Consider the following 18,000-nt stretch of genomic DNA (forward strand, 5'->3'; position numbering starts at 1 on the left):
TCACACCATCCCTTCGTCGAGTTCCCCGAGCTCCTCGTCGAGGATGCGGCGCAGGTCCTCCGCGTCCGCCTCGTCGAGGTCCCGGGCGGGTGGCCGGCGGGCACCCGGTGCCGGGGCTGCGGACGGCGGGGGTGCCAGCAGGGCCAGCAGGTGGCCGGCCATCTCCCCCAGCGACGGGTGGTCGAAGACCGTCGACGCCGGCACCGACACCGACAGGTCCCGTTGGATCCGCTGACGGAACTCGATGAGGACCAGCGAGTCCACCCCGACCTCGGCGAAGAGCGTCCGGTCGTCGAGCGGCACCCGGGCCGGCAGCCCGGTGAGCCGGCGGACCACGCCCGCCAGGTAGTCGGTCATCGCCGCCGGGGTGCGGGGCCGGTCCACAGTGACGGGCGCGGCCGGCGACGCGGCGGTCCGGGTCTCGGCGGTCCGGGGCGCGGCCGGGCTCCGGTTCGGGTCCACCACGACCGTGGCGGGCGTGGCGGTGCCGGCGGTGAGGAGCCGGCGCAGGACGGCGGCACCGGTGTCCGGGTCGATCTTGCGGAGCCCGGTCAGGCTCGCGGCCATGCCGTCCCCCGCCCACGGCCCCCAGGCGATCGAGAGCCCCGGCAGGCCGTCGGCCCGGCGGCGGGCGACCAGGCCGTCGAGGTACGCGTTCGCCGCGCCGTACGCCCCCTGACCGCCGCGTTCCTCGACGGCGGTGACCGAGGAGAAGACCACGAAGAACGCCGGGCGGTGTTCCCGGGCGACCCGGTCGAGCACGGCCCCGCCGTACACCTTGGGGTGCAGGACGGTGGCGAACCGCTCGGCGGTCTGACCGCGCAGGACACCGTCGTCGAGGGCACCGGCGGCGTGCACGATCCCGCCCAGCGTGCCGGTACGCGCGACGGCCCGCCGCACGTCGGCCTCCACGGCGACGTCGCCCCGGACGAACTCCACCTCGACGCCACGCCCGCGCAGGTCGTCGAGCACCTGGTCGGGCGGGGTGCCGCGCCCCATCAGGACGATCCGTCGTGCGCCCGCGTCGGCAAGCATCCGGGCCGCCCGCCGGCCCAGCGCGCCGGTGCCACCGGTCACCAGCACCCCCGACCCCGCGAGTTCCACAGGCGTCGGCGGCACGAGCACCAGCTTGCCGGTGTGCCGGGCGCGCTGCATGTACCGGTACGCCTCGGCGGCCCCGGTCATCGGGAAGGCGCGCAGCGGCAGCGGGGACAGCTCGCCCGTGTCGAACCGGGGCAGCAGAGCGGCGAACAGGCGGGCGACCACTGTCGGATCCTGCTCGGCGACGTCCCCGAAGTCGAACCGGTGGTACCGCACGTCGGGGCGGACCCGCCGGGCCTGCTCGGCGGTCCAGACGCCCACCCGGCCGAGTTCGACGAACCGGCCGCCGTCGGCCAGGGACCGCAGGCCGGCGGCGATGCTCTCCCCGTTGAGGCTGTTGAGCACCACGTCCACGCCCCGCCCGTCGGTGAGTTCCCGGACGCGGTCGGCGAAGTCGGTGCTGCGGGAATCCAGCACGTGGTCGACCCCGATCCGCCGCAGGACGTCGTGCTTCGGCGCGCTCGCCGTACCGAACACCTCCGCGCCGGCGGCCCTGGCCAGCGCGACGGCTGCCTGCCCGACACCGCCGGCCGCGGCGTGGATCAGCACCCGCTCCCCGGCGCGCAGCTGCGCCAGGTGGTGCAGGGCGTACTGCGCGGTGAGGAACGCCAGCGGCAGCGTCGCCCCCTGCGCGTGACTCATGCCGGCGGGCAGCGCCGCCGTGTGCTCCGCCCGGACGGTGACGTGGGTGGCGAAGGCATGCTCGGTGTACACGACCACGTCGTCACCGACCGCCCGGTCGGTGACCCCGGCCCCCACCGCCACCACGACCCCCGCGCACTCGAAACCGAGCGGGACGTCGGCGGCCCGGGTGATGCCCCGGTCGTCGGCGTAGTGCTCGGCGAGCATGCCGAGGGAGACGAGCACGTCGCGGAAGTTCAGCCCCGCCGCGCGCACCTCGATCTCGACCTCGCCCGGTCCGGGCGGCCGGCGGTCGAGCGGGACCGTCGTCAAAGCGTCCGGGCTGCCGTAGGAGGTGAGGACGAGCCGCGTCGGCCCGGCCGGGCCGGGCGGATCCACCTCGGCGAACACCTCCCGGTGGGCCTGGCCGGCGCGGATCACCAGCCGGTCACCGGAGTCCGCAGCGGCGATCCGGGCCGCGGCCTCGGCCAGGTCCGCCTCGTCCGCCACGTCGACCGCCCGGCAGCCCAGGTCGGGATACTCGGCGGCGACGGTACGCGCGAAGGCCCAGACCGCGGTCTGCGACGGTGCCACCACAGTGGCGTCGACGGGCTGCCCGCCCCGGGTCAGCAGGGTCAACCGGGGCGGGGTGTCCCGGTCGCCCAGCCGGCGCACCTGCCGGAGCAGGGTGTCCAGGAACCGGGTGGTCGCCCTGGCGTCGTCACCCGTCGGCGCGAACGCGACCACGACGTGGGCGGCGCGGTCGCCCTCCTCGCCGAGATCGCCGTCGAGGTCACGTCGGGGGCAGCCGAGTGCACCGGCCACCGCCGCCGCCCACGGGGTGTCCTCGGCGAGCAGCAGCGGTCGCTCCGGCCGGGCCGGGTCGACCGCCCCGGCCGGCTGCCACTCCTGCCGGGCGAACCAGCCGCTTTCCCACCGGGGGGCGGCCAGGGCGTCCCGGTCGACGACCCGGTCCTGGAAGGCTTCGAGGAGACCGACCGGCTCCCCGTCCGGGGCGAGGATCGTCAGGTGCCAGGCGTCGTCGGCGGCCCGCCGGGCGTGCACGTACCGGGCCCGGTGCAGGGCCGGGCCGTCGAGGGTGAGCCGGCCCAGCGCGAAGGGCAGCCGGGCCACGGTGTCCGTCGCGGCCCGCATCGCCTCGGTGAGCTGGAAACAGGCGTCCAGGAGGCCGGGATGCACGCTGTCCGGGCGCGGTGCCGGCGGGTGCGGTTGCGGCGACAGCTCGGCGAACGCCTCGTCGGCACCGACCCGCACCGCCGACAGCCACCGGAACGTCGGCCCGAGGTCGACGCCGCCCGCCGCGAGTCGCCCGTACAGGTCGACCGGGTCGACGACCCGGTCGAGCCGGGACCGGAGCACCGCCGGATCGCGCCGTTCGCCCAGGTCGGGCGGGACGCCCAGCCGTACCTGCCCGACGGCGTGGATGACCGGTCCGCCGTCGGTGACCGTCTCCAGCGTGCACTCCCGCCGGGCCGCCGGGCCGTGCAGCCGGGCCCGGACCCGTACGGTGCCCTCCGCCGGCACGGCGAGCGGGGCGGGGAAGACCAGGTCGACGAGGTCGACGTGCCGGTCCCCGGCCTCGGCGCGGGCCGCGTCGAGGAGCACCGCCAGATGGAAGGCGGCCGGTGCCACCACGTCACCGTGGATCCGGTGCTCCGCCAGGGCCGAGGTCGCCGGGGTGAGCCGGGCCTGGGCCACCAGCGTGCCGTCCCCGGTGTCCTCGACGAGATCGGTGAACACACCGTGCTGCGCGCGGGTGGCCGGCGGCGGCTCGGGCAGCCAGTACCGTTCCCGCTCGAACGGGTAGGTCGGCGCGGCGACGCGTACGGTGTCGTGGTCGCCCTCGAACGCCCGCCAGTCGACGTCGACCCCGTGCTCGTAGCACTCGGCCAGGCCGGCGGCCAGGGTCGACCACTCCTGCCCGGGGCGGATGCTCGGCACGAACCGCACGCCCTCCCGATCGGCCAGGCAGTCGCGGGCGAAGCCCAGCAGGACCGGCTTCGGGCCGATCTCGACCAGCAGGTCGGCCCCCGCGTCGGCGGCGTGCCGGATCCCGTCGGCGAACCGCACCGGGCTCACCAGGTGGTCGGCCCAGTACGCCGGCCGGGTCAGCAGCTCCGGGTCGACGACGCCGTGCACGTTGGCGACGATCGGCAGCCGTGGCCGGCGCAGCGGCACCTCCGCGACGACCTCGGCGAACGCGGTGGCGGCCGACGCCATCAGTGGCGAGTGGAAGGCGTTCGACACCGCCAGCCGACGCACCCGTACCCCGTCGGCCCGCAGCCGCGCCTCCGCCTGCTCGACCTGGTCCGCCGGCCCCGAGAGCACCGTCTCGTGCGGGCTGTTCAGCGCGGCCACGGCCGTCCGGTCGAGATCACCGATGGCGGCGGCGGCGGTCTTCTCGTCCGCGGCGACCGCCGTCATGACCCCGGCGCCCGCCCCGCCCGCCATCAGCCGGCCCCGGGCGACCACCAGGCGCAGCGCGTCGGGCACGGAGACCGTGCCGGCCACACAGGCGGCGGTGAGCTCGCCGACGCTGTGCCCGACGAGGATCGCCGGGGCGACCCCCCACGACTGCCACAGCCGGGCCAGGCCGAGACCGAGCACGAAGAGGGCCGGCTGGGTCCAGGTGGTGTCGGCCAGGTCCGCGTCGGCACCGTCGAACATGACGGTACGGATGTCGGTGCCGGTCAGCTCCCGGATCACCGGCACGCACTCGTCCACCGCCGCCCGGAACACCGCCGAGGTGGCGTAGAGCTGCGCACCCATGCCCACCCACTGGGCACCCTGGCCGGTGAACAGGAAAGCGACCGTCGGTTTCCGCGCCGGGGCGGCCGATGCCGTGGTCCGACGCTCGACCAACCGCTCGACGAGCTCGGTGCCCGTCTCGCCGGTCACCGCCGCCCGTACCGGCAGGTGGGACCGGCCGGTGGCGGCGGTGAGGCACAGCGCCGTGACGTCGACGTCGGCACGCAGGGCGTCGGCGTACCGGTCGAGCAGGACAGCGAGGGCGGCCGGCGTACGCGCCGACACGGGCAGCACCCGGACCGGACGGCGGGGTGCGGTGGTGGCCTCCCGGGGCGGGGGTGGACCGAGCACGAGGTGCGCGTTGGTGCCGCTCATCCCGAACGAGCTGACCCCCGCGTAGCGGCGGTCCGCCGGCCAGGGCTGGTTGCCCGACGGGACGGCGAACGGCGACGCCGCCCAGTCGACGTGCGGGTTCGGCGGTTCGGCGTGCAGGCTTCGCGGGACGAGCCCGTGCGCGATGGCCAGCACCGTCTTGATCACCGAGGCGGCGCCTGCCGCGCCCTCGGTGTGCCCGATGTTCGACTTCACCGAGCCGAGCCAGACCGGCCCCTCGACGGCACCGAAGACCGAGCCGAGCGCGTCGACCTCGATCGGGTCGCCGAGCAGCGTGCCGGTGCCGTGGGCCTCGACGTAACCGATCTCGTGCGGGCCGACACCCGCCCGGCGCAGCGCCGCGTCGATCAGCGCCGCCTGGGCGGCCCCGTTCGGCGCGGTCAGGCCGCTGGCGGGACCGTCGTGGTTGACCGCGCTGCCCCGCACGACGGCGAGCACCGGATCCCGGTCGGCCAGGGCGTCGGACAGTCGCTTGAGCACGATCATCCCGCAGCCCTCGCTGCGCCCGAACCCGTCGGCCGCGGCGGAGAAGGTCTTGCACCGCCCGTCCGGCGACAGCGCGCCGGTCCGGGCCAGGGCCAGCGTGGTCTCGGGTGCGAGCCGCAGGTGCACCCCGCCGGCGAGCGCCACGTCACAGTCGCCGGCCCGCAGCGCCCCGATCGCCTGGTGCATGGCGACAAGCGCGCTGGAGCATCCGGTGTCGACCGCCAGGTTCGGGCCGTGCAGGCCCAGCACGTGCGAGATCCGGCCGGAGGCGAAGCACGCTCCCGTGCCGGTGGCGTCGTACGGGTCGACCACACCGCTGCGCCCGGTCAACCGGTCGACCAGCTTCGCGTAGTCGTTCTCGGCGTACCCGACGTAGACCCCCGTCCGGGAACCCCGCAGCAGCTGCGGTGACTGCCCGGCGTGCTCCAGCGCCTCCCAGCTGACTTCGAGCAGCATCCTGGCCTGCGGGTCGGTGCGGCCGGCCTCCCGGGGCGACATGCCGAAGAAGGCGGCGTCGAACCTGTCGACCTCGGCAACGAATCCGCCCCGCCGGCTGTACATCTTGCCGGGCGCGGCCCGGTCCGGGTCGTAGTAGCGGTCGACGTCCCACCGGTCGGCGGGGATGTCGGTGATGGCGTCCACCCCGTCGACGAGCAGCCGCCAGTACGCGTCGAGGTCCGGTGCCCCGGGAAAACGACACGCCATCCCCACCACGGCGATCGGCTGGTCGGCCCGTTCGAGGCGGCGTTCGAGCGAGTCGATGACCGCGACCGACCGTCGCAGCGCCTCACGCAGCTCAGCCTCGTTCACGTACTCCCCCTCCGGCGTCGGTCCGCAGTGCCTGCTGTGCCCGGAACCGGGTCATCACATGCCCTGGATCTCTCGGTAACCACGATCCACGCGGGCGAGCAGCGCGGCCAGTTCGTCGTCCGCGTCCGGCGCGGTGACCGCCGGCGGGACGGACGGCACGGGGTGCGGTGGCGGCGCATCCGGCAGGCCGAGTTCGGTGCGCAGCCGTTGGACGAGCCGGTCCACCGTCGGGAAGGTGAAGGCCACCGTGGAGGGCAGCCGGACACCCAGCTCCGCCTGCAACCGGGTGCGCAGCTCCAGCACGGTGAGCGAGTCGAAGCCCAGGTCGAAGAAGCCCTCGTGGTCGTCGACCGGCCCACCGATGCGCAGCACGTCGCGTACCACCGCCACCACGTGGTCCCGCAGGGCCGCGGTGTCCTCGATCCGTACCGTCCGCGTGGCGGGCTCCCCGGCGTCGCCCGGCGGGGTGGCCAGTGCGTCGAACATCCCGGGCGGGGCGGTCTCGGCGAGCGTGTCCCGCAACCGCGACCAGTCGGCCGGGGCCACCACCACCCGGGCCGGCACGTCGGGAGCGGCCAGCAGCGCGAGCAGCGTGCCGGTCCCGGCGGCCGGGTCGATCATCCGCAGGCCCGTCGCCTCGTGCAGCGCGGCCTCGCCGGTCGCCATCCCCGACCCGGCCCAGGGGCCCCACGCCACCGACAGCGCGGGCAGGCCCGCCGCGCGCCGACCGGCCGACAGCCCGTCGAGGTACGCGTTCGCGGCCCCGTACCCGCCCGACCCGCGCGTCGGCACCACTGCGGCGAGCGACGAGTAGGCGACGAAGAACCGGGGTTCCAACGGCCGGCTCAGCCGGTCCAGCAGGTGTCCACCGTGCACCTTGACCCGCAGCACCGCGGCGAACCGCTCCGGGGTCTGCTCCTCCAGCGGCCCGTCGTCCAGCACCCCGGCGGCGTGCACGATCCCGGCGAGCGGGGTGGCCTCGTCGAGGGCCCGCCGGACGTCCTGCTCCACCGTGACGTCGCCCCGGACGAGCCGGACGTCCACCCCGTCCTCCCGGAGCCGGTCGACGACCACCCGTGCGGCCTCCGACGGCGCGCTGCGGCCGAACAGCACCAGCTGTCGTACGCCGGCGGCGGCCAGGTCCTGCGCGAGGCGCAGGCCGAGCGCACCGAGACCGCCGGTGACGAGCACGGCCCCGGGTGGCGGCTGCCAGGGCTCGCCGGCGGGGACCGGCAGCGGCGCGAGCGCGGGCGTCAGCCGACGCCCGCCGGCCAGCCGGACGAACCGGTGTCCCGCCGGGGCGGTGAGCTCGGCCGCGAGCAGGCCGGCCCAGTCGTCCCCGGTGGACATCGCATCGTCTCCGGGCGGCGTCGCGTCGTCTGCGGGGGGTGCCGGGTCGTCTCCGGGGGGTGCCGGGTCGTCCCTGGCGGGCGCGACGACGTCGACGGCGAGGCAGTCGATGGCCGGGTGTTCGGCCTGCACGGTGCGGACCAGGCCCCGGAGGGCACTGTGACCGGGGTCGGGCGCGTCGACGGCCGCACCACGCGTCACCAGCACCAGTCGGGGCGGGGTGGCCCGCGCGGCGAGGTCCCGGGCGACCGACAGCAGCTCGGCGCAGGCGGCTGTCGTCCGCTCCGGATCCCCGCCGGTGGCCGGGGCGGCGTAGACGACGTCGCTGACCCGGGTGTCAGGCGTCAGCCGGCCGGTACGGCACGGCAGGGGCACCGCCCGGGCCAGCCGCTCGGCGTCCGGCCCGACGACCAGCGCGTCGAACGCGCGCGACGGGCCGACCGGCAGCGACTGCTCCTCCCAGCCGACCTGGACCACGTCGAGCGGGCGCGTCGGGCGGCCCGGGGCGGTGGTGTCGGTAAGCGCCCAGTGGCGTTCCCGCTGGAACGGGTACGTCGGTGCGGCCACGAACCGCCGGCCGGTGGCGTGCTGCCGGGTGACCGCGGTCCAGTCGAGGTCGGCGCCGCTGTCGTGGAGCCGGGCCAGGCTGTCCAGCAGGGTCTGCCGTTCCCGGCCGCCGCGCAGGCTGGGCAGTCGCCGGGCCTCCGGCCAGTCCTGACCGGCGACGCCCAGCAGCACCGGCTCCGGCCCCAGCTCGACAAGCGTGTCCACGCCCGCCTCGCGCAGCGTCCGCACCCCCCGCTGGAACAGCACGGGCCGCATGGCGTGCTCGCGCCAGTAGTCGGCGTCGATCGTCGTGCCGACCGTGCCGGTCAGGTTGGACACCAGGGGGATCCGGGCCGGGTGGTACGTGATGCCCCGGGCGAACGCGGTGAACGGCTCGGCGAAGTCGGCGAGCAGCGGCGAGTGGAACGCGTGCGACACGGTGAGCCAGCGGTGCGTCACACCCTGGGCGGCCAGCGCGTCGAGGACCGGCCGTAGTTCGCTCTCCTCGCCCGACAGCACCGTGCTCCCGGCACCGTTGACCGCGGCGACGGCCGACCGGGACGCCCCGGCCAGGAGCGGTTCGACCTGTTCGACGCCGCACCGGACGGCGACCATCACCCCGGGCGGGCACTGCTGCATGAGGCGGGCCCGCTCGGCCACCAGGCGCAGGGCGTCGGGCAGCGTCAGGATCCCGGCCACGCAGGCCGCCGTGTACTCCCCGACGCTGTGCCCCAGGACGTACTCCGGGCGTACGCCCCAGTCCTGCCAGAGCCGGGACAGCGCGTAACCGACGGCGACCAGCGCGGGCTGGGTGAAGCGGGTCTCGCCGATCAGCTCGCCGGAGTCGGACAGCAGCTCCGTCAGGGGCACCGGGAGCAGCGGATCCAGGACCTCGGCGCACTCCCCGACGGCGGCCCGGAACACCGGCTCGGTCCGGAACAGCTCGGCGGCCATCCCCGGCCGCTGGGCACCCTGGCCGGTGAACAGGAACGCCACCCGGGGGCGCTGTCCGACGGGGCCGGCCGGTCCCGGCCGCCGCAGGGCGGCGTCGAGCTCCTCGGCGGTCGCCCCGACGGCGCACCGACGCCAGGGCAGATGGCTGCGGCCGACGGCGGCGACCAGGGCGAGCGCCGCCGGGTCCGCCCCCGCCCGGAGCTGCCGGGCGTAGGCGTCGGCCAGGTCGGCGAGGGCCTGCGGGTGCCGCGCCGACAGGGGCAGCAGCAGCGGCCCGTCGGCGGGGACCGGACCGGCGACCCGGTCCGCACGGTCCGATTCGGCCTGGTCCGCATGGTCGGGACCGGCCTGGTCCGCATGGTCGGGACCAGCCTGGGCGGGAGGGCCGGCAGGCGTGGGCGGTCCGGCCGGGGGTGGCGGTTCGGCGACGACCAGGTGGGCGTTCGTGCCGCTGAAGCCGAAGGAGCTCACGCCGGCGATCCGGCGGGCGCCGGCCGGCCAGGGTTCGCTGCTGGACGGCACCCGGACCGGGATGTCGTCCCAGTCGATGCGGGGATTGGGCCCGGTCACCAGGGGGGTCGGCGGCACCACCCCGTGTCGCAGCACGAGCAGCACCTTGAGCAGGCCCGCGATGCCGGCGGCGGACTCGGCGTGGCCGATGGCGGCCTTGACCGAGCCGATCCGCAGCGGGTCACGGCGACCGGCGAAGACCACACCGAGCGCGTTGACCTCGATCGGGTCGCCGAGGGCGGTGCCGGTGCCGTGCGCCTCCAGGTATCCCACCGCGTCGGGTTCCACCCCGGCGTCGCGCAGCGCCGCGCGGATCACCTCCTGCTGGGAGGGGCCGTGCGGCACGGTGAGGCCGCTGCTCCGACCGTCCTGGTTCACGGCACTACCGAGGATCAGGCCGAGGACCCGGTCGTGCGGGCCGACGTCCGACGCCCGCTTGAGCACCACCAGACCGCCGCCCTCGGCGCGTACGTAGCCGTCGGCGGCGGCGTCGAACGGCAGGCAGCGCCCGGTGGGCGACAGCATGCCTGCGGTGGTGAGGCTGCGGCTCTCGTGCGGCGTGACCATCCGGTTGACCCCGCCGGCCAGGGCCAGCTCGCAGGTGCCGTCCCGCAGGTGCCGGACCGCGAGGTCCACCGAGACCAGCGAGGACGAACACGCCGTGTCGACCGACATCGCCGGCCCACGGGTGCCGAAGACGTACGCGAGCCGCCCGCTCGCCGTGCTCGGCGTGGCGCCGGAGGAGAAGTACCCGTCGACGTCGTCCTCGTGGGTCATGCCCTCGCGGTAGTCGATGTTGCTGATGCCGACGAAGACGCCTGTCGACTCCGGGACCGACCGGCCGGGGACGCCGGCGTCCTCGAACGCCTCCCAGGCCAGCTCCAGCAGCAGCCGTTGCTGCGGGTCGAGGGTGGCGGCCTCCCGCCCGGAGATCCCGAAGAACCGGGCGTCGAAGTCCCGCAGGGCACCGACGAAGCCGCCCGCGTCGACGAAGCTCCCGTCCACCGGCCAGCGGCCGTCCGGCACCGGCCCCAGGGCGCACCCCCCGCCGGCCAGCAGGTCCCAGTACGCCGTCGGGTCCGGTGCGCCCGGCAGCCGGCAGGCCATGCCCACCACGGCGATCGGCTCGTGCCGGCGGGCCGCCGCCGTCTCCAGTTCGTCGATGCGGGCCAGTGCCTTGCGCAGCAGTGGACCGTAGTCGGTACTCATCGGTTCTCGAGCCTCTTCGCCAGCAACGCGGCCACCTCGTCGATCGACTGTTCTTCCACCGGCACCCCGTCGGCCGGCCCGCTGGACGCCCCGTCGGTCGGCCCGCTGACCGGCCCGTCGGACGGGCCGCCGGTCGGCAGGTCGAGGACGGTGAGCAGGTGCTCGGCGAGCCCGGCCACCGTCGGATGGTCGAACACCGCCGTCTGGCCGAGCCGGACGGCGAACGCGCTCTGCAGCCGGTTACGCAGCTCCAACGAGGCCAGCGAGTCCAGGCCGAGGGAGAAGAGCCCGGCGTCGGTTTCCACCTGGGCCACGCCGAGCACCTCCGCGACGATGTCGTGGACGTACCCGTCGGCGAGTTTGCGCCGCTGGTCGGGCGGCGCCTCGCGCAGCCGGTCGGCCAGGCCGGCGGCGTCGGGCCGTGCCACCGGGTCGGCGGGCAGCAGGTCACGCACCGGGCCCGGCGGTGTGGCGTGGTGCGCGGCGTAGCGCGGCCAGGTGTGCGCCAGGACGGCCACCACGCCGTCGTCCGGCGGCGTGGCCAGGATGGCCCGCAGCGCCCCGGTGGCCTCGCCCAGCGGCAGCACGCCCTCACCGAGCCGGTCGAGGCGTTCCTCGATCCCGGCCCGGGCGGTCATGCCAGTCTGCGCCCACGACCCCCACTGGATCGACACCCCGGGGAGCCCGGCGGCACGCCGGGCCGCGGCGAGACCGTCGAGGTACGTGTTGGCCGCCGCGTAGTTGCCCTGCCCGGCGGTGCCGAGCAGCCCGGACGACGACGAGAACAGGACGAAGTGGGTCAGGGGTAGGTGGGTGGTGGCCCGGTGGAGGGCGAACGCGCCACCCGCCTTGGCGGCCCATGCCTGGTCGAAGCGTTCGGGGGTCTGCGTCTCCAGCAGCCCGTCGGCGAGCACGCCGGCGAGGTGGTGCACCCCGGTCAGCGGGGGCATCTCCTGCCCGACCCCGGCCACCAGCGCGGCGACCTGCCCGTCGTCGCTGACGTCGGCGGTGAAGGTACGCACCTCGACGCCTGCGGCGGTGAGCGTGGCGATCCGCTCCCGCGCCTGCTCGCCCGGCTCGCTCCGACCGACGAGGGCGAGGTGGCGTACGCCTGCGGCGACCAGCGTCGTGGCGACCTCGATTCCCAGACCACCCAGGCCGCCGGTGACGAGGTGGGTGCCGCCGGGGTCGATCGTCAGGTCGTCCGGCCGGTCGGTGTCCGGCCGCAGCCGCAGCACCCGGCGTCGCCCGTCGTGCAGCGTCACCTCGTCGGCGACCCGGGCCGCCGTCTCCGCGACGATCGCGTCCGGATCCTCGCCGTGCGCGGGCAGGTCGACCAGGGTCGGCAGGCTGTCGGGACGCTCCTGACCGAGGACCCGGGTGAGCCCCCAGAGCGCGGTCTGGGCGGGGCGCGGTGCACCGCCCCAGGCCTGCCGGGTGAGGACCGTCACCGACGGCGGGGACGGCAGCTCCAGCAGGCTCCGGAAGCAGTCCAGCAGCGACAGCGTCAGGTCCCGGGCCGGGCCGGCGTCGGGGCCCGGGTCGGGACGCTCCGCAGGCCAGGCGAGCAGTACGGCGTCCGGCTGCTCCCGGGACACGGCCCCGGCCAGGTCGGTGGCGTCGGCGACGACCCGGCAGCGCACCCCCTGACGCTCGGCCGCCTCCGCGACGGAGTGCGCCAGCTCGGTGCCGACGGCGATCCACGAGCCGACCCGTGCACCCGCCGGCAGGGCCGTCCGGGTGGTGCCAGGCGGCAGTGCCTGCTCCACCCACACCGGCCGGTACAGCCGACGTCGCCAGCGGGCGGCGTCCGCGTCCCCCGCCATCGCCTCGGCGGTCGCCTGGCGCAGCAGCACACCCGCCATGACGACAAGGACCCGTCCGTCGTCGTCGTAGAGGGTGATGTCCCCGACCAGCGAGCGCGGATCCGGGTCGTCGGTAGGCCGCAGCTCGGCGTGACACCAGGCGCTCCCCGACGTCCCGGCCCGGTGCAGGGTGACCCGCTGGGCGCCGACCGGGATGTACGTGCGCTCGGCGAACGGTCGCGGATAGGTCACCGTGAGCGCGAGCAGGCACGCCTCCAGCAGGATGGGATGCACCGCGTGCAGGTGGGCCGCCGAGGTCACCCGGGCCGGCAGTGCGATGCGGGACAGGCAGCCCGGACCGTCCCGCCACAGCTCCGTGGTGACCTGGAACCACTCGCCGAGGTCGATGAGCCGACCGCGTTCGCCACGGTAGATCTCCTCGGGGGAGACCGGTGTGACGAACCGCCGGCGCAGCGCCTCCAGGTCGGCGACCGGCGACGTCGAGCCGGCCGTGAGGGTGCCGGTGGCGTGCAGGGTCCACGGGCCCGTCTCGACCTCCGACCGGGAGTGGATCTCGACCGCGTGGCCGTCCGCCACCGGCTTCAGCACCACGTGCAGGTCGCGGGTCTCGGTGTCGTCGGCGAAGCGCATCGCCTGGTGGATGAGGAAGTCGTCGAGGGCGGGCCGGAGCAGCCCGATCTCCCCGGCGGCGGCGAAGGCGAGGTCCTGGTACGCGACCCCGGGCATCACCACGCGCCGGAAGATGCGGTGCTGCGTCAACCACCGGGGGTGGCCCGGGTCGACCTGGGAGACGAACCGGATCTCGCTGCTACCCGGCTGGTCCACCCGCTCCCCGAGGAAGACCCCGCCGGAGCGGCCCGGCCCGGTCCGCGTCGTCCGACGGGCGGGCTCGATCCAGTGCCGGGTGCGCTGCCACGGGTAGCCGGGCAACGCGACCGGTTCGCCGCGCCGCCTGTGCACGCCGGACCACGTCACCTGCCGACCGTCCAGGTAGAGCCGGCGCAGCGAGTCCAGCAGCTGTGCGCGTCCGGCGTCCTCGCGCAGGGTCGGCACCACCAGCACACCCTCGCGGGCGGCGAACCGGACCAGGGTCGGCTTCGGTGACACCTCGACGATCGTGGTGACCGCGTGGTCGGCGACGGCGCTGTCCACGCAGCGGGCGAAGTGGACGGTGTCCCGGGCGTGCCGCACCCAGTGCTCGGCGTCGAAGGCCGACACGGCCGCCCCGGTGCGGCCGGCGAGCACCGGAATGCGGGGCGGCCGGTGGTCCACCTGCGCGGCGACCGCGCGGAACTCGTCGAGCATCGGGTCCATCAGCGCGGAGTGGAAGGCGTGCGAGACGCGCAGCCGGTGCGACCGCCAGCCGCGACGGTCCGCCTCGACGCCGACCCGTTCGATCAGCTCGGCGGCACCGGAGAGCACCACCGAGTCATGGTCGTTGACCGCCGCCACGCTCACCTCGACGCCCAGCTCGGCGAGCAGGCCGGCGGCGGCGTCGGGTGGAGCGAGCAGCGACAACATCGCCCCACCGTCGGGCAACGCGTCCATCAGGCGACCCCGGGCCAGCACCAGGCGCAGCGCGTCCGGCAGGGACAGCACGTCGGCGAGGCAGGCCGCCACGAACTCACCCACGCTGTGCCCGGTCACGACGTCCGGCTGTACGCCCCAGGACTGCCAGAGCCGGGCGAGGGCGTACTGCACCGCGAACAGGGCGGGCTGGGCCCAGGCCGTCCGGTCCAGCTCGCCGCCGACCCCGTCGAAGACGAGTTCGCGCAGGTCGGTGCCGGTGGCCCGGCGGACCTCCTCGGCGCACTCGTCGAAGGCCGACCGGAACACCGGGTAGCCGGCGTGGAGGTCCGCGCCCATGCCGACCCACTGGGAACCCTGGCCGGCGAAGACGAAGGCGAGCGCCCCCTCGGCGCGCGGCGCGTGCACGGTCGCCCGCCCCAGCAGCTCCGCCGCCTCCCGGGCGTCGGTGGCGAGCACGGCGACCCGGTAGGGGTGATGGGTCCGCCCGAGCGCCGCCGACCGGGCGATGCCGGCGAGGTCGGCCCCGTCCTGGGTGAGTAGCGCCTGGTACCGGGCGACCAACTCGTGCGCCGCCTCCGGGGCACGGGCGCTGATCGGCAGCAGCACCGAACCGTTCGGCGTGACTGTCGGGTCGGACTCCGGGGCGCGCTCCGGCGCCTGGGTGAGGACGAGGTGGCTGTTGGTGCCACCCATGCCGTGCGAGCTGACCGCCGCCACCCGGTGCCGCCCCGCCGGCCACCGTTCGGTGCCGGTCGGCACCCGCAGCGCGCTGGCCCCGAAGTCGATCTCCGGGTTGGGCGTACGGAAGTGCAGGCTCGCCGGGATCACCCCGTGGTGCACGGCGAGCGCGGCCTTGATCAGCCCGGCGATGCCGGCGGCCTCGTCGAGGTGCCCGATGTTGCTCTTGACCGAGCCGACCGCGACGCTGCCCGGCGCCGCCCCGCCCACCGCCCGCAGGGCCTGGTCGAGCCCGGCCACCTCGATCGGATCGCCGAGCGGCGTGCCGGTGCCGTGCGCTTCGAGGTAACCGAGCTCGGACGCGCGGACCCCGGCGTCGGTCAGGGCGGCGGCCACCACCTCGGCCTGCCGGGCGGCGCTCGGCGCGGTGAAACCGAGCTTGTCCACGCCGTCGTTGTTGACCGCGGAACCGGCCACCACGGCGTAGATGCGGTTGCCGTCGGCGATCGCCGCCGAGAGCCGTTTGAGCAGCACGACGCCGCAGCCGTTGCTGAAGATCGTGCCGGACGCGTCGGCGTCGAAGACCCGGCTCCGGCCGTCCCGCGAGCGGATCAGACCGTCCTCGTAGAGGTAGCCGGCGGCCTGCGGCACCACCACCGACACGCCACCGGCCAGGGCGAGGTCGCACTCGCCGGCCAGCAGGGCACGTCGGGCCAGGTGCACCGCGACCAGCGAGCTGGAACAGGCCGACTGCACGTTGATGCTCGGCCCGCCGAGGTCGAGCCGGTAGGAGACCCGGGTCGGCAGGTAGTTCCGGTCGTTGCCCAGCTTCACCATGAACTGCTGGGTGTCGGCCTCGGTGAGCGGCCGGTCGGCGGCGTAGCCGAAGTGCGGCACCAGGTTGTTCACCAGGTAGGTGCTGATGCTGCTGGAGGCGTACACCCCGGTACGCGAGCCGGCCGGCACCTCACCGGCGTCCTCGAACGCGTCGACCGCGCACTCCAGGAAGATCCGGTGCTGCGGGTCCATCAGCGCGGCTTCCTTGGCGTTGATGCCGAAGTACGCCGCGTCGAAACACTCGGGGTCGGCGATCGGGCCCGCCATCCGGACGAAGTCCGGATCGGTCGACAGCGCCGGATCCTGGGACCGGACGTCCTCGTCGGAGCACTCCACGATCGCGTCGACGCCGTCGCACAGGTTGCGCCAGAACGTCGCCAGGTCGGGAGCGGCCGGGAAGCGGCCGGCCATGCCGACGACGGCCACCCGGTCGTCGTCGGCGCCGCCGGCCCGCCGCACGGCGACCGGTCCGGCGTCGGTGACTGTCGGGTCGTCCCCGCCGAGCCGCCGGGCCAGCGCCCGGATGGTCGGGTACTCGACCAGGTCGGTCGCGCCGACGCGGAGCCCCAACTCGGTGGTGAGCCGCCGCCGTACGGTGATCAGCTGGGCGGACACCCCGCCGAGGTCGAAGAAGCTGTCCCGGACCCCGACGTCGTCCAGCCCCAACTCCTCCCGCCAGATCGCGGCGATCCGGCGTTCCAGCTCGCTGCGCGGCAGGGCGGTGGCCGTCGGTGCCGCGCGGACCAGCCGGTCCGGCGGTCGCAGGCGGTCCCGGGCCGTCTTGCCGCTCGCGGTGAGCGGCAGCTCGTCGACCACCGCGAAGCCGTACGGCTGCACCGCCACCGGCAGTCGTCCGGCGACGATCCCGGGCACCTCGCGCAGGACGTCCCCGGCGACCGCGTCCTCGCGGAGCACGACGTGTACGACCAGCCGCGACCGCCCGTCGATCTCGTGCAGCGCTGCGGCGGCCTGGTGGACAGCGGGGTGGGCGCAGGCGGCGGCCTCGATCTCGGCCGGCTCGATCCGGACCCCGTTGACCTTGAGCTGGGCGTCGACCCGGCCCTGGTGCACCAACCCCGCGTCGGTGCGGCGGGCCAGGTCACCGGTGCGGTACCACCGTCCGGAGAGCCCGGGGGGAGTGGTGAACCGCTCGGCGGTGAGCGCGGGCTGGTCGCGGTACCCGGGGGCGACGCCGGCCCCGCCGACGTACAGCTCACCGGGCTCGCCGGCGGGGACCGGCCGGTGCTGCCCGTCGAGGAGCGCGACCTCGACGTTGTCGATGGGCCAGCCGATCGGGGCGATCAGCGGCCACCGCGTCACGTCGTCGGGCAGCGTGGCCACCGTCGCGTCCTGGAACTCGGTGGCGCCGTAGTGGTTGTGCAGCCGCACCCCGGTGCGTCCGGCGAGGACGCGCATCGGTTCGGTGAGCCGCAACTGCTCGCCCGTGGTGACGATGTGCCGCAGCGCCGGCGGCTCGGGCAGCTGCACGGCGGCCTCGGCGAACTGCGTCAGCGCCGGTACGGGGAGGAACACCCGCTCCACCCGCTGCGCCGCGACGAAGGTGGCCAGGGCGTACGGATCCCGGCGGTGGCCGTCGTCGGCGACGACGAGCGTGCCACCGAGGCAGAGCGCGGAGTAGATCTCGTGGAAGGAGAAGTCGAAGCTGACGGCGCACACCTGGAGGGTCCGCGACCCGTGCACCCCCGGTCGGGCGCTCTCGTGCCAGCGGAGCAGGTTGACAAGTGCCCGGTGCGGCATCGCCACGCCCTTGGGACGTCCCGTCGATCCCGAGGTGTGGAGCAGGTAGGCGGCCGCGTCGGGGTCGTCGTGGTCGGGTGCCCGCAAGGTGTCGTCCGGGGTCCACCACGAGGCGTCGAGGCGGTGCAGCCGCCCGTCACCCATGGTGGACGCCAGGCCCTCGGGGCCCGTCCCGGCGTCGTCGTCGGGGACGAGCAGGGCCGCCGGGTCGGCGTCGGTGAGCAGGTGACGATGGCGTTGCGCCGGGTCGGCCGGGTCGAGCGGCAGATAGGCGGCGCCGGTCGCCATGATGCCCAACTCGGCGGCGAAGAGGGCGGCTCCGCGTGGTATCCGGACGGCGACGACGTCGCCCGGACCCACACCGAGCCGGCGCAGCCGGTCGGTGACCGCGGCGGCGAGCCGACGCAGCGCCGCATAGCTGGTCTCGCCGGTGGCGTCGACGACCGCGACGTCCCCGGGGTGACGCTCGGCGGCAGCGGCGAACATCCCGTGCACGGTCTCCCCGGTACGGGTGACCTCCGGTCCGCTCAGGACCTGGTCCGGCCCCGCGAGGCTGCCGGTGGCGGACGTCCGGTTCCTGGCACCGCTCACGATTCTCCCCCCGTTCGTACCAGCGCTCGGT

At 75.5% G+C, this 18,000-nt stretch carries 3 protein-coding genes; all 3 read right to left on the reverse strand.

Going from position 1 to position 18,000, the window contains the following annotated elements; all coding sequences use genetic code 11:
* From OHQ87_RS25610 to OHQ87_RS25620, 3 genes are read right to left on the reverse strand one after another with little or no spacing between them, the layout of a single operon-like run.
* On the reverse strand, positions 1 to 6,180 hold the full coding sequence (locus OHQ87_RS25610) for a type I polyketide synthase (RefSeq protein ID WP_328341926.1): 6,180 nt from the start codon (positions 6,178 to 6,180) through the stop codon (positions 1 to 3).
* Positions 6,181 to 6,234: 54 nt separating this feature from the next.
* Positions 6,235 to 10,749 carry a type I polyketide synthase gene (locus OHQ87_RS25615; protein WP_328341928.1) on the reverse strand — a complete coding sequence of 1,505 codons (4,515 nt, stop codon included), beginning with the start codon at positions 10,747 to 10,749 and terminating at the stop codon, positions 6,235 to 6,237.
* Positions 10,746 to 17,969, reverse strand: a complete 7,224-nt coding sequence (locus OHQ87_RS25620; protein WP_328341930.1) for a type I polyketide synthase — start codon at positions 17,967 to 17,969, stop codon at positions 10,746 to 10,748. The genes OHQ87_RS25615 and OHQ87_RS25620 overlap by 4 nt, the downstream gene beginning before the upstream one ends.
* Positions 17,970 to 18,000: the final 31 nt, after the last annotated feature.

This window comes from Micromonospora sp. NBC_00421, assembly GCF_036017915.1.
In the GTDB taxonomy this organism is placed as follows: Bacteria; Actinomycetota; Actinomycetes; order Mycobacteriales; family Micromonosporaceae; genus Micromonospora.